This window comes from Elusimicrobiota bacterium (assembly GCA_026388095.1).
Lineage (GTDB): Bacteria > Elusimicrobiota > Elusimicrobia > UBA1565 > UBA9628 > UBA9628.
The window spans coordinates 136,718-151,020 of sequence record JAPLKL010000051.1 but is presented as its reverse complement, the minus strand read 5'-3'; the positions used below and the strand labels follow the sequence as shown (position 1 = coordinate 151,020).

Here is a 14,303-nt window from a genome sequence, read left to right as displayed (position 1 = left end):
CAATTCACGTTATCCCCAATCATCCACACCTATTCACAGAAAGAAAAAGAAGCAAAAAGAAAGAGGACCGGCCTATGACGGTCCTCTCTCTCGTCCCAACGACCGGACACTTTAATAAAACGGATTACCGGACATTTCTATTCTCTTGCAACATCGCCGCCGCGGGCGGTCTGGCGGCGGCCGTCCAGGCTAGGCGCCTTCCGGCCACCTCTCCTTGAGGTCCTGGTCCGAGAAGCCGAAGTGGTGCGCCAGCTCGTGGCGCAAGGTCACGCGGATCTGCCGGGAGAGCTCGGCCTCGTCACGGCAGAGGGACTCGATGTTGCGCTGGTAGAGGATGATGCGCGCCGGCGGATGGGTGCCGGAGTAGGGGCTGAGCATCTCGGCCCGCTGCAGGCCGTGATAGAGGCCCAGGAGCGTCTTCGAGCCGCGCCAGCGCCCGGACTCCGGCCCCGGCACGGCCTTGACCGAGATCTCCAGGTCCACCAGGAGGTCGCGGAATTCCCCTGGGATATCGGCCAAAGCCGCTTCGGCCATGCGTTCGAAGCGCGCGCGAGAGAGCTTCACCTGGACTTGGCCTCGCGGCGCAGCCGCAGGGCCAGGCGGCCGTAGCGCCAGAGCTCCCGCAAGGGGGAGAGCTTGGAGGCCCCCTGCCGGCGCGCGGTCAGCACGACCGGGACCTCGGCCACGCTCTTGCCCGCGGCCAGGAAGCGCGCCGCGATCTCCGCGTTGATCTCGAAGCCCATGCTCTCCAGGCGCAGGGAGCGCAGGGTCTCGGCGCGGTAGAGCCGGAAGATCGGCGTGTAGGCCGTGAGCTGCGGCCCGCAGAGGCGGCGGTAGAGGCCGTTGACCCAGAGGCTGGGCAGCCGGCGCCACCAAGGGACCTGGGACGCGCCCGCGGCCGATAGGAAGGGCGACCCGCAGACCATATCCGCGCCGGTGGCCTTCTGGCAGTCCAGCAGGGCCCGCAACTGCGCAGGGTGGAAGGTCAGGTCCGCGTCCAGAGTGGCGATCCAGTCCCCGGACGCCTCGGCGAAGCCCGTGCGCAGGGCCGCGCCCAGGCCGCGGTTGCCCGCATGAGCCATGGCCTTGAAGTTGCGCCGCTCACCGGCGAGGTTGCGCAGCACCCCGGCCGTGTCGTCGTAGGAGCCGTCGTCCACCGCGATGACCTCGTAGGGGATCGCCAGCGCGTCGAGCGCCGGGAAGAGCTCATCGACAAAGCGCCCCGCGGCGGCCTCCTCTTCATAGCAAGGCAGGATGACGGAGAGCAGCACGGCGGCTAGGCCTTGAAGTAATCGATGGTCCGGCGCAGGCCGTCTTCCAGCGGGACCTCGGGCTTCCAGCCCAGCTTGGCGCGAGCCAGGCGGATGTCCGGGCGGCGCACCTGCGGGTCATCGGCGGGCAGGGGCTTGCGGGCGATGCGGGACTTGGAGCCGGTGAGCCGGATGATGGTCCGGGCCAGCTCCGCGACGGTGAGCTCGTGGGGATTGCCGATGTTGACCGGGGTGTTGATGTCGGAGGAGAGCAGCAGGGCGATGCCTCGCACCAGGTCCGAGACATAGCAGAGGCTGCGGGTCTGGGTGCCTTTGCCGTAGACCGTCAGCGGCCGGCCCTTGAGGGCCTGGGTGATGAAGTTGGGCACGGCCCGGCCGTCGTTGCGGCGCATGCGCGGCCCGTAGGTGTTGAAGATGCGCACGATGCGCACCGGGATGCGGTGGAAGCGGTGGTAGGCCATGGCCATGGCCTCTGCGAAGCGCTTGGCCTCGTCGTAGACGCCGCGCGGGCCGATGGGGTTGACGTTGCCCCAGTAGCTCTCGGGTTGGGGATTGATGCGGGGGTCGCCGTAGACCTCCGAGGTGGAGGCCAGCATGAACACCGCGCCCTTGTCCTTGGCCAAGCCCAAGGCCTTGTGCGTTCCCAGGGCGCCCACCTTGAGGGTGGGGATGGGGAAGTGCGCGTAGTCGATGGGGCTGGCCGGGCTGGCGAAATGCAGGACGGCGTCGAGCTTGCCCGGGACATGGATGTAGTTGGTCACGTCGGCCTTGATGAAGGAGAAGCTCGGGTCTTGGAAGAGGTGCGCGATGTTGTCCAGGCTGCCCGTGAGCAGGTTGTCGATGACGATGACCTTGTGTCCCCGCGCCAGGAAATGGTCGGCCAGGTGGCTGCCTAGGAACCCCGCCCCGCCCGTGATGAGCAGGCGCATCAGGGCCGGCCCACGCTGCAGTAGGTGAAACCCGCCGCGCGGACGACGGCCGGGTCGTAGAGGTTGCGGCCGTCGAGGATCAAAGGTATGCGCATCAGCTTTTTGACCTTCTTGAGATCCAGGGCCTTGAACTGGGGCCACTCCGTCACGATGGCGGCCGCGTCGGCCCCGGTCACGCAGTGGTAGGGGTCGCGGCAGAACTTGACGCCCTTGAGCTCCGGCATCCTTTGGGCGATGGGCTGGGACACCGGATCATAGGCGCGCAGGCTCACCTGGCGCGCCTTGAGCATGCGCACGATGTCCACGGAGGGGGCGAAGCGCATGTCGTCCGTGTCGGGCTTGAAGGCCAGGCCCAGCAAAGCCACGGTCTTGCCTTCCAGGTTCCAGAGGTTCTCCTCGACCTTGCGCAGCACCCAGGTCTTGGAGAACTCGTTGATGTCCTTGACGGTCTTGAGCAGATGGAAATCGTAGCCTTTCTGTCTGCTGAGCCAGTAGAAGGCCTCGAGGTCCTTGGGGAAGCAGAAGCCTCCGAAGCCCAGGCCCGGCCGCAGGAACTGGTTGCCGATGCGGTGGTCCAGACCCATGCCTTTGGCCACCATGGTCACGTCCGCGCCGACCTTCTCGCAGACCGCGGCCACCGCGTTGATGTAGGAGATCTTGGTGGCCAGGAAGGAGTTGGCGGCGTGTTTGATGAGCTCCGCCGACTTGACGTCGGTCACCAGGATGGGGGCCTTGATGCCCGCGTAGACCTTGCGCATCACGGCTTCCGCCCGCGGGGAGGTCACGCCGAAGACCACGCGGTCCGGCTTGAGGAAGTCGTTGACCGCGGTGCCTTCGGCCAGGAATTCGGGGTTGGACACCACATCGTAGGGGACGCCCTTGCGGCTGAACCGGGCCACGGTCTTGGAGACCCATTCCCCGGTCTCCACGGGCACGGTGGACTTGTCCACCAGCACCGTGTAGTCGCGCATGCTCTTGGCCACGGCCTCGGCCACGGCTTCAACGGCGGAAAGGTCCGCGGAGCCGTCGGAACGGGGCGGGGTGCCTACCGCGATGAACACGACCTGGGCCCGGCGCCCCGGCCTGCCCATGCCCTCCTCGACCGAGCCGGCGAACCGCAGGCGGCCCGACTGGATGTTGCGATGGAAGAGTTTGTCCAAGCCCGGCTCGTAGATGGGTATCTTCTTGGCCCGCAGGGACTTGAGTTTCTTGGCATCGGAGTCCACGCACACGACGTGATGGCCCAGTTCGGCCAAACAGGTCCCGGTCACCAGTCCGACATAGCCGGCGCCAACGACGCAGATTTTGAATGTTTCCATAGGGGGCGCTAGATTTTTGCAAAATTAGCCTAGTGGAGCAAGGGATTTATAGTAAAATCAAATCCTTATGGGATTGGGTGAAAGGATTCAGGACCGGTCGGCGCGCATCGGCGTACTCGGCCTCGGCTATGTGGGGCTGCCCTTGGCCATGGATTTCTGTCGGAAGGGCTTCCGGGTCACCGGTTTCGAGGTGGACCGGCGGCGCTTGGCCGATCTGGGCCGGGGCAAGTCCTACATCCGCGACGTGGACGCGCAGGAGCTGCGTAAGTGGCAGTCGGCCGGCCGCTTCCGGGCGACCGGCCGCTTCGCCGATCTCTCCCGGCAGGACGCGCTGCTCGTCTGCGTGCAGACGCCCCTGCGCAAGAGCAAGGAGCCGGACGTCTCCAACATCCTCGCCGTCCTGGGCGAGGTGGCGCGCCGGCTGCGGCCGGGGCAGCTCATCGTCATCGAGAGCACCACCTATCCCGGCGCCACCGATGAGGTGATCCTGCCGGTCCTGAACCAGGCGGGCCTCCGGCTGGGCAAGGATTTCTTCCTGGCCTTCTCCCCGGAGCGGGTGGATCCCGGCAACTCGACCTGGGGCATCGCCAACACGCCCAAGGTCGTAGGCGGGGCGGACCCGGCCTCGACGCGGCTGGCGGCGCAGCTCTACGCCCAGGTCGTGAACCGAGTGGTGCCGGTCTCCAGCACGAGGGCGGCCGAGACCGTCAAGCTCCTGGAGAACACCTTCCGGTCGGTGAACATCGCCTTGGTCAACGAGATGGCGCAGGTCTGCCACCATCTGGGCCTCGACGTCTGGGAGGTCATCGACGCCGCGGCCAGCAAGCCCTTCGGGTTCATGCCTTTCTATCCGGGGCCGGGCATCGGGGGGCACTGCATCCCCAAGGACCCGCGGCTGCTGAGCTGGAAGCTCAAGACCCTCAACTTCGACGCGCGCTTCATCCAGTTGGCCTCCACCATCAACGAGGGCATGCCCGGCTACGCCGTGGAACGCGTCGCCGAGGCCCTCAACCGCGCGCGCAAGCCGCTGCGGGGCAGCCGCATCCTGATCCTGGGCCGGCTCTCGACGTCATGGACCTGCTCCTGCGCGCCGGGGCCAAGGTCAGCTATCACGATCCCTTCGTGCCCAGCCTGGAGGTGCGCGGCCGGCGCTTGCGCTCCGTCCCCCTCACCGACCGGACCCTCAAAGCCGCGGATTGCGCGGCCATCCTCACGGCCCACACCCAGGTCGACTACCGGCGGGTCGTGCGCCTCTCGCGCTTGGTCTTCGACGCCCGCAACGCGGCCAAGGGGGTGCGCTCGCCCAAGCTGATCCGGCTCTGACGTTATGAGAGTCCACCGATATGACTGATTCCAACCCCACCCCGTTCGACCGCCTGGCTCTCGACGTGCTCATGCGTCTGGCCAAGACGCTGGGGCAGATGAACCTTTACAAGGCCGGCCACCCGGCCGTGGCCGCCACTCTGCGGCTGGCCGAGGAGAACCTGGCCCAGGCGCTGGAGCAATCCGGGGGGGAACTCAGCTTCTCCATGGACCAAGGCAAGTGGCTGGCCAACGGCCGAATCATCGCGGCTACGGACCAGACGCCCCAGAGCATGCCGGCGCTCTTCGACCGCTTCAAGCTCCACAGCATCACGTTCAAGGCCGGCGTGACCAACGCGGAGCTCGTCGCGTTCTGCGAAATGGCCGCGCTGCGGCCGGAGCCGGGCCAGCCCCTGAACCCCAAGGCCTACCTGGAAGGCCGCGGGGCCGCGCATATCGCCGTCGACGAGGCCATCTACGCCAAGATGGACAAGGCGGGGACCCAACCGGCGGGCGCGGCTGAGGCCGGACTGGGCTTGGGCGCAGGCCCGGGCGGCGGCGGCTCGGGCGAAGGTGGTCCGGGCGGCGGTGGTCCGGGCGGCGGTGGTTCGGGTGGTGGGGGTCCGGGCGAAGGAGGCTCCGCTGGAGCGCTCGCCGGCATCCCCGGCCTGGCCTCCGAAGGCGCGACTATGGACGGAGCCATACAGGCGCTGGTGAGCAAGGCGGTCCCTGATCCGGCGCTGCGGGCGCAGGTCATAGAACGGGTGATGCAGCTGCTGAAGGCCGACATCCAGAAGCGGGTGCAGGAAGTCACCAAGACCATCACGCAGGAGAAGAACGTCCTGCAGAACGAGCAGATCCGGACCCAGACGGTCATCGGCAACATGGTCGAAGGCGTGGTCGTGGTGGACGATCAGGGCAAGATCCTCATGATGAACCCCGCGGCCGAGCAGATCTACGGCACCACTTTGGCCCAGGCCGCAGGCAAGCACCTCACCGAGAAGGCGAGCGCGGAGCATGTGGTCACCCTGGCCGCGGAGCTGAGCGCGCCCGGGGACCGCGAGATCAACAAGGAAGTCAGAACCACCGCGGCGGACGCGACGCGGCGCACCCTGCGCTCCGCGGGCGCCGTGGTCCAGAACGAGGCCGGCAAGGTCGTGGGCATGGTGTCGAGCCTGCCCGACGTGGCCAAGCACAAGGAGCTGCAGAGGATACAGAACGATTTCGTGGCCCATGTCACGCATGAGCTGCGCGCGCCGCTCTTCGCCATCAGCGCGGCCCTGGAGATCATGGACAAGGAGTTCAAGGGGAAGCTCAAGCCCGACGAGGAGAAGATGATGTCGACGGCGATGCGCAACTCCGACCGTCTGGCCGACCTGATCAACAGCATCCTGGACTTCTCCAAGATCGAGGCGGGGCAGATGACCGTGGCTCAGCGCCAGACCAATCCGGAGAAGATCGCGCGCGATGCCGTGGAGAGCCTCACGCCCTGGGCCGCCAAGAAACATATGGAGCTCTCCCTTTCGGTCGCGCCGGGCCTGCCCCCGATCTATGCGGACGACAAGCGGACCGTCCAGGTGCTCGTCAACCTGCTCTCTAACGCCATCAAATTCACCCCGGCGGGAGGCAGCGTCAAGGTGGCTTTGGGTCCGTCGCGGGATAACCGCGACAAATTCCTGGAGTTCTCCGTGGCCGACACCGGGCCCGGCATCGCCAAGGGGGACCAGGGGAAGATATTCGAGAAGTTCATGCAGATCGCCGGAGGGGAGATAACGGCCCCCGGCACCGGGCTGGGCTTGTCCATCGCCAAGGCCCTGGTGCATCTGCAGGGCGGCGAGCTGGGCGTGGACAGCGGCGTGGGTCGCGGCGCTGTCTTCACCTTCACGCTCCCCATCTTCGTCTCGCCTCGCGAAGAGGGGGATTCCCGGGCTCCCGCTGCCAAGGATTCCCGGCCTTGGTGGAAGCAGCTCTTAGGACTCAAGTAGCGTCTAAAATCGGGGACACAATACTTAATTCCCCTGCGCGGCAGAGAGCTAAGTATTGTGTCCCGGAATTCTCTAGGTCTTAAGTAGCCCGGCGTCCTATCTGGGCAACGCCCACAGCAGGACCTTCACCTCGTCGAGGAACGAGGGGAAGTCCGCGGGCTCCACCAGCCGGTCATGGCGGTAGGCCGCCAGCCAAGCCCCGCGGCCGTCGAGGCACCAGTCCGGATGGCTCTCGAAATACTGGCGCAGGTTCAGGCCGAAGAGGGAGCGGACCGCGGCCTCGTCCGTGCCTCGCAGCAGGTAGCGTCTGGAGAATTCCGGGCTTTCCTTGAAGTCGATGTCCTGATAGCCGAACAGAGAGCCGAGCTTGTGGAAGACGTTCTCCGGCCTGAGCTCGAAGCGGGGCAGGCCGCCCTTCGGATAGGACAGCAGGGCCACGGTCTGGCGGTGGGTCTGGGCGTTCTTCCCGTCCCCGGTCTTGTATTGGTAATCGCAGATGATCAAGCCGTGGGTGCCCTCGGGCTTGCCGCTGAGGATGTTGCGATAGGTCCGGTAGCTCCCCTGGGTGAACAGGTGCAGGCTGCGGTAGTCGTCCGCGGCCAAGCCCGCTGCGGTCACCTGGAATTCCAGTCCCAGGCGCTGGGCGGCCGCGGTCAAAGCCAGACACCGCTGCTTTTCCCGGCGCAGGCTCCAGACCAGGCCGCCGATGCCGACAGCGGCGGCTCCGGCGAATATGGCCCAGGGCAGGTATATCTCGAAGCCGGTCATACTCCTATTCTACGAATTTCAAACCGCCCACGCCCTGCGCCTCAGAGGGTCTGGCGCGCGAACACGTAGGCCGCGACCCGCGACGCTCCGGCCCGGCGCAGGGCTCGGCCGCATTCCTCCAGAGATGTTCCGGAAGTGCAGACGTCGTCTATGAGCAGCACGGACTTTTCGCGCGCCTGGGGGGAGGCCCAAAAGGCGCCGGCCAGGTTCTGGCGGCGGGACTGTCGGTCGAGGTCCCATTGGGGGCGCGTGGGCCTGGCGCGTTCGAGCAGGTCCAGCACCGGCCGCCCCGACAGTCGCGCGAACTCTTCCGCCAGCAGCCCCGCCTGGTTGTAGCCGCGTTCCTGCAGACGCCGCGGATGGAGAGGCACGGGGACCACCGTGTCGTGGCCGGAGAGCTCGGGGAACCTGGGCAGCAGGCAGGCCATCCAGCGGCCCGCGGCGCGGGCCGCTGCCCGTCTGCCTCGGTACTTGAAGGCGTGCACCAAGCCCGGTACCGGGCCTCGGTAAAGGAAGGCGGCGCGCACCAGCCGGCAGGCGAAAGGCCGGCCGGTACATGAGCGGCAGAGGGCTTTGCCGCCGGCGATCGGCTCGGCGCAGCGCTGGCAGAAGGGGGGCTGGCAAGGGCTCAGCCTGCTCCGGCAACGTTCACAGAGAGGCGTGCCCTCCTCGGGCGGGAGGTCCTCCCGGCAGTGCGCGCAGGTCTGGGGCGACAGCCAATGCGCCGTCAGGGCGCCGAGCCGCCGCAGCCTCTCCATACTTCTTATACGAGACCGGCGGCGGAAAGTTCCAGGGGTCTTGAAATTTGACTCTTGGAAGGTCCCTGCAGATTGTCAAATGTCAAGACCTGACCCCCAGCACAGCCTTTCCCCAGCCTTTGCGGCGGCTAGAACTGGAACGTCAGGGTCGTGCCCATCGAGTAGGAGATGTACTCCTCCTGCTTGAGGTACTTGTGCCAGAGGCGGGAGAAGGCTCCGTTCAAGGTCAGGCGCAGGTTCTTGGCGATCTCGTAGTCCCCGCTGGTGTTGAGGCTGGCGAGGTCCGAATTGTCGGTCTGCGCCACCGGCGAACGGCGGTGCGCCAGCGAGAGCGTCGTGGTCCAGATGATGCGGTTGGAGAACAGGATCGCCTTCTTGGCTCCGGGCAGCAGCAGGCCCCGGGGCAGGGCCACGTCCATGCGCGTCAAGAGGCTCGGAGTGATGACCGTGACGTCCTGGGTCTTGACCCCGGTGCCCAGCGTGGTCTGGTCGAAGGAGTAGTCCACCTTCGGGGTCAGGTAGACCTTGCGTATGTTGAAGTTGACTTGGACCGTGGCGTCCTGGTGCTGGGTCTTCTGCGTGTTGGCGTCGACGAACAGATCGAGGTTCTTGGAGTCGCGCCTGTTGTAGCTGACCAGGGTGTCGTAGCGCTTGCGTATCACCGAGCGCAGGTCCGTGCTGAAGGACTGGTCCGTGGCGATGGAGGCGCCTACGTTCTCGGTCTTGTGAGCGGAGTAGCGGAAGTTGATCTGCGTGTTGCTCATCCAGCGTTCGCTGTGCACCAGGAGCTCCACCTGGCTGATGCTGGCGACGAGGTCCGGGAACGTCGTGGAGAGGGTCTTGGAGAGCGTCCCGGTCACCTCCGAGCGCTGGATGCTGCGCACGTAATTGTTGGAGATCGACAGGGTCTTGAGCGGCGCCCAGCGGCCGGTCAGGTCGTAGGCGGAGAGCGGCGACCAGCGCTGGGTGGAGTTGAAGGTGTCGCGCAGGGTGCGGTTGGCCAGCTGGGCCGCCGGGTTATGGACCTTGAGCGGGGTGCGCACCCAGAGGTTCAGGTTGGATTGATAGCCGCTCTCCACGTTGTTCCAGACGTCGCCGTCCTGGAGCTGGTAGCCGTTGACGATGTTGACGGAGCGCAGGAGCCGGATCTTCGGGACGATGTCGGCGACGTTGATGGGCAGGCTCACCGAGCCGTTGGCGGAGCGGTTGACCGTCTTGATGTCCCCGATGTCGAAGAAGTAGGTCGTGTTGGTGATGACGGTCGAAATGTTGAGGATGGTGTTCTCGATGATGTCGGCCTGGTAGTTGACCTGGGGGTTGAACCAGGACAGGAATCTGAAATTGGAGGCGACGCCCGCGCTTTGGTTCATGGACTTCGGGAACTGCCGGTTGTGCTCGGTGACGCCGTCGCTGTCGAGGTCGGAGCGGTGTTCCGTGACCTTGGTGAGCGTGTAGCTCGGGTTCAGCGAGGAACCCGTCCAGGGGATGAAGGTCAGGCGCGCCCCGTAGGTCTGGCTGATGTCGCGCGTGTTGGGGTTGCCGACGATCTGGCGGATCGCCAGCGAGGAGTAATCGGTCAGATCGGTCCTGTGGCCGTAGTTGAGGTCCACGGTCTTGGGCAGGAAGCGCGAGTTCACGGGCACCCCGTACTGCATCGCCCCGGAGTAGTCGATGCTGTCGTCGATGCGGGTCAGGGACTCGTACTCCGTGCGGTTGCGCTTGTAGGACAGGCTCAGGCGCGGCCAGGCGCCCCGGGCGAAATTGCCCTGCGCCGTGCCGTTCCAGGTCGTGACTTGGCCGTTCTGGAGGTTGTTGACCAGGTTGGAGAGATTCCCGGTCAGGGCGGTGTTGGGGGTCACCGTGATGGTGCGGGTGAGGTTGAAGCTCATGGGGAAGAAGGAGATGCGCTTGAGGTTGACATAGGCGGAGTCCAGGCGGTTGTCCTGGTTGGCCACCACCGCGGTCGGGGTCTGGAAGTTGCGGTCCATGTAGCGGTCTTTGAAGCCGAAGGTGGCCCAGTTGGTCCAGTCGAAGTCCGCGGATATGGAATGCGCGTCGCCCACGCGCACGACCGCGTTGGCCAGGTATATCTCATCGACCCAGACCCGCCCCTTGGTGGGCAGGCCGGTGCCGACTCCGTCGGCGAGCTTTCGGACCCCGGCCACGAGCTGGGCCACCTGCTGGAGGCTGGGAGCCCCGGAGCTCACGATGACCACGCCGTCGGTCCCCGACTTCCAGATATCCTGCACCCCGTTGTTGGCGGAGCTCAGCTGGTTGATTGTGATCTTCTTCCAGCCTTTGAAACTGAGCGGCACCCGGGCCTCCCAGAAGTTGGTGTCGTTGCCCACGCGCAGGAAGAACTGGTGGTCCGGGTTCTGCGTGTTCAGCCCGGGGTCGCAGAAGGACTGATCGGTGTCACAGTTCACATTGCCGTAGAGCAGGAAGACGAACTGCTTGTGCTGGCTGATGTCCACGGCGCGCGTGAAGATGCGCTTGGTGAAGACCGTGGTCGTCGAGCCCGTCACGGCGCTCAAGGTCATGTTCGCGAAGTCCATCTGGAGGGATTGCTCCGAGAGATTGTTGGTCCCCTGCTGCCTCTGCTGGTCGGCGACGCTGCCGTAAAGGTCGTTGTAGACCGCGGCTGCGTCGCCGCCCGCGTTGAAGATGGGCGCGTAGTTCGGATTGTCCACGGAGTTGACCGGCACGACCACCAGGTCCTCGGATTGGTTCCGGGACTGGGCCGTGGACGGATCTCCGGCCAGGCCCTTCTGCCAGGTGGTGCCCACGACGCCGATGTGGGCGAACTTGAGCATGCCGGTCGCGGCGCCGCCCGGGGCCCGGCGCACGGAGATCCGGAGGTCCTTGATGACCTGCCAGGAGGTCAGGTTCGCCGTGGAGATGTTGAGCGGGATCTGGAAGGTCTGCCAGCCGTTGGCGTTGCCCGAATACGGGCTGCCGAAGTCGATCTTGGTGTGGGTGCCCGAATCGAGGCTGAAGAGCTGGCCGTTATTGCCGGATTGCGCGCAGCCCACCCCGCCGGGCTGGCCGACCGCGCACATGTAGCCGAAGTCCCCGCCGTTGCCGTCGTCGGAGTCGAGCCGGCCGTTCTTGTTGAGGTCGGCGGCGTCGACGATGCCGTTCTTGGCGCCGTAGCGCGAGCATGCGGGGTCTCCAGCGAACAAGCCCTGCGCGGGACGCTGGTAGCACCAGCCGACATCCTCATCCGCGTCGAGCACGCCGTTGCCGTTGACGTCCTCGGTGCGGCTGTCCTGGATGTTTCCCGTGTTGAGCTTCCCGGAGCCGTCCGCGTTCTCGTCCACGCCGCCGAGCCGGAAGTTGAGGAGATTGTTGGAGTTGTCTCCCAGCATGACCACCTCCAGGACGGTCTTCTGCGAGAAGTCCAGGCCCGAGACCGAGAAGGGGTAGACGATCGATATCTCTTGGGTGGAACCCGCGTGGGAGAAGTCGTATTTGACGTCCAGGACCTGCTGGATGTCGTCGGCGCCGGCCTGGGCGTGCTTGTTGATCTCCAGGAGCTTGACGCCCTCGCTGGCCCAACTCCAGTTGAAGGGGCCTCCGGTGGCCGAGCCGTTGCTCCCGGGGTCGGGGGGCACGGAGCCCGAATAGTTCGGGTTGGAGGCGATCTGCCAGGACGTGGCGATGAGGGGGGGCATGTCCTCCTGCTTGATGCCCTCCATGTTGTCGATGAGGGCGTTGCCGTTGAGGTTGGGGTTCTGGCGGCTCTGGGAGTACTCCCCGGCGAAACTGGCCTTCAATTTGGGCAGCAGGCGGATGTCCTTGAGCTTGAGGTCGAAGTCGTAGACCAGCAGGCTGCTGGCCAGCTCGGTGATGTTGGGCACGGTCTGGGACTTGGCCCCGGCCTGGTAGAGCAAGGTCGAGCCCAAAGAGATGTTCTTGGTGAAGTCGTAGGAGACGCGCCCTCCCAGCAGCGACGTGTTGGAGATGCCGCCCAGGGGGGAAACCTCGTAGCTGAGGTCGACCCGGGAGTTGGGGCCGATGCGGTCCGGGTTGAAGAAGGTGACGAAGCCCGAATCGTAGTCGATGAAGTAGTCCACGTTGCGGTTGAGCTTGACGCCGTCGACCGTGATCGTCTCGCTCTGCGCCACGATGGAGGGTTCGAGCTGGAAGGTGCGCAGGCGGTAATGGTACTCCACGTGGATGAGGCGCTGGGAGATGGGGGTGGGGGAATAGATGTTCGGGTCCGCCGTGGAGGAGTCGCCCACGACCGCGAAGGGCTTGGTCAGCCGGAAGTTGCCCAATTCGAAATCCACGTTGATGGTGTCCGGGTACTTCTGGATCGGGTTGAGCCCGGAGCCCACCTCCACGCGCTGCTGGTTGAGGACCTGGAGGACGAAGTTGCCGTGGCCGTCGTCGCGCACGATCTGGGGCTGGCCGAGGTTGTAGACCGTCTTGAGCTCGCGATTGTAGCCCGTCTCCGTCGAAGTCGAGGTGAACAGGTCGGAGGGGGTCTTGATGACCTTCAGGGCCCCGTCGGCGCCCGCGGTCCCCGCCAAGGTCTGGTTGGACAGGGCCTGGCCGGTCGCGTCGATGTAGTCTACGGCGATCGCCCACTCGGCCTGCATCGCGTTGCGGAAGGATATGATGCCGTTGACATAGTCTATGGTGTAATCCGCCCCGGGGGAAAGGCGCGTCCACTTGTCCGAGGTCACCGCCCCGGTGGATTGGTTCGGGTAGGCCAGGTCGTGGGCCGTGAAGGAGGACTGGTTGACGTTGGGCGTGCCGGCGTTCATCTGGCTGAGCCAGACCTGCTCGGTCCCGGTCCGGATGGGCAGCCGATTGCGGGAGGTGCCGATGCCGAGGATGGAGATGCTTCCGAAGCCGATGTCGTAGAACTGGCGCCGGACGTAGGAGGTGTCGAGCAGGTCGATGGCCACGAACTGGGTGTTGCCGATGAACTCCCTGAATTTGCTGGTGCCCTTGGTGCGGCTGGCGATGAAGGAGGCTTTGAGGCCCTTGAACTTGATATCCGCCCGGATGCCGAAGAGCTGCTTGTTGTAGGAGACGAATTCCGTGGGGGGCAAGGAGAGGTCGATGTCGCCGAAGGAGACGTTCTGGACCACCTCGTTGGGGTCGCCCTGATAGACGATGGAGATGTCCTGCTGGTTGGTCTTGGTGTCGTCGTAGTCCACGTTCACGGTGATCTTGGGCCCCACCTTGCCCTGCATGCGCAGCTGCATCTGCTGCTGGATGTCCCATACGCTGGCGCTGGCGGGCCGGCCGGTCTGGCTCTGGTCATGCAGGTAGCGCTTTTCGGAGAAGTTGAACCCGATGATCTTGCGGCCCGTGATGGAGAGGCTCATCTGCTGGGCCGGCATCTCCAGCTCCGGAGGGGGCGGCAGGAGCGACGCCGCGGTGGAGATCGCGAGCTCCTCGGCTTCCGAGCCCAGGAACGGCGAGGGCTCGCTCGGAGCCAGACCCTGCTCGATGCGGGTGCGCGCCTGGGTGAGGCGCTCCGGGCGATAGGCGAAGGGCTTGAGGCCATCCACGAAGTCAAGGAATTCATGGGCCGTCCCCTGCCGGAGAGGAACAACGGCGCCCTCCGTAGACGGCGGGCCCTGGCCCGCCGCTGGCGCCAGCGGCTCCAGGATGTGCTTGGGGTCCGGCCGGTCCAGGAGCAAGAAGGGCCCGGCTCCCGGGATGACGACGACCGGGGCCGCTTCGGCCTCGGGTGCCGCGGGCGCCGCAGAGGCCGGACGGCCCTCAGCCGCTTCCTCCGGAGGAGGCGCCGAGGGCTTGGCCTGCTGGGAGAAATCCGGGTCCCAGGGGGCGGAGAATTGGCCGTATGCCGCATCGCGCGCCGGCGCGAGCGATAATAACAATACGCATAAGGCCAGGAGGCGCAGTCGTCGCAGTCGCAAGAAGATGTCGTCCCGGTCCCGCGCCTCGGCATGCGCGTGGATGCCCGAACGCGGCACGCGGAATCGGCCAA

At 65.8% G+C, this 14,303-nt stretch carries 8 protein-coding genes and 1 pseudogene; 2 read left to right on the top strand and 7 right to left on the bottom strand.

The genetic code is table 11. The features are described from left to right. Positions 1–189: 189 nt before the first annotated feature. From NTY77_14025 to NTY77_14010, 4 genes are read right to left on the bottom strand one after another with little or no spacing between them, the layout of a single operon-like run. A complete protein-coding gene (locus NTY77_14025) occupies positions 190–564 on the bottom strand; it encodes a metallopeptidase family protein (GenBank protein ID MCX5796607.1) in 375 nt (124 codons plus the stop codon). Continuing rightward, positions 561–1,271 (bottom strand): glycosyltransferase family 2 protein, encoded by a 711-nt coding sequence (locus NTY77_14020; GenBank protein ID MCX5796606.1) that lies wholly within the window; start codon positions 1,269–1,271, stop codon positions 561–563. The genes NTY77_14025 and NTY77_14020 overlap by 4 nt, the downstream gene beginning before the upstream one ends. Positions 1,272–1,276: 5 nt before the next feature. Continuing rightward, positions 1,277–2,200, bottom strand: coding sequence for an SDR family oxidoreductase (locus NTY77_14015; GenBank protein ID MCX5796605.1), 924 nt, complete (start codon positions 2,198–2,200; stop codon positions 1,277–1,279). After that, complete coding sequence (locus NTY77_14010) at positions 2,200–3,519, bottom strand: UDP-glucose/GDP-mannose dehydrogenase family protein (GenBank protein ID MCX5796604.1); 1,320 nt, start codon at positions 3,517–3,519, stop codon at positions 2,200–2,202. The genes NTY77_14015 and NTY77_14010 overlap by 1 nt, the downstream gene beginning before the upstream one ends. Positions 3,520–3,586: 67 nt before the next feature. Here NTY77_14010 and NTY77_14005 point away from each other — a divergent pair. Then, positions 3,587–4,842, top strand: a pseudogene (locus NTY77_14005) (nucleotide sugar dehydrogenase). 20 nt (positions 4,843–4,862) lie between these two features. Next, on the top strand, positions 4,863–6,806 hold the full coding sequence (locus tag NTY77_14000; protein ID MCX5796603.1) for a PAS domain-containing sensor histidine kinase: 1,944 nt from the start codon (positions 4,863–4,865) through the stop codon (positions 6,804–6,806). Positions 6,807–6,902: 96 nt separating this feature from the next. Here NTY77_14000 and NTY77_13995 read toward each other — a convergent pair whose 3' ends face one another. The 3 genes from NTY77_13995 to NTY77_13985 form a co-directional block, all read right to left on the bottom strand. After that, on the bottom strand, positions 6,903–7,574 hold the full coding sequence (locus NTY77_13995) for a hypothetical protein (GenBank protein MCX5796602.1): 672 nt from the start codon (positions 7,572–7,574) through the stop codon (positions 6,903–6,905). Positions 7,575–7,615: 41 nt separating this feature from the next. Next, complete coding sequence (locus NTY77_13990) at positions 7,616–8,332, bottom strand: ComF family protein (GenBank protein MCX5796601.1); 717 nt, start codon at positions 8,330–8,332, stop codon at positions 7,616–7,618. Between the two features lie 128 nt (positions 8,333–8,460). Continuing rightward, positions 8,461–14,289, bottom strand: a complete 5,829-nt coding sequence (locus NTY77_13985) for a hypothetical protein (protein ID MCX5796600.1) — start codon at positions 14,287–14,289, stop codon at positions 8,461–8,463. Positions 14,290–14,303: the final 14 nt, after the last annotated feature.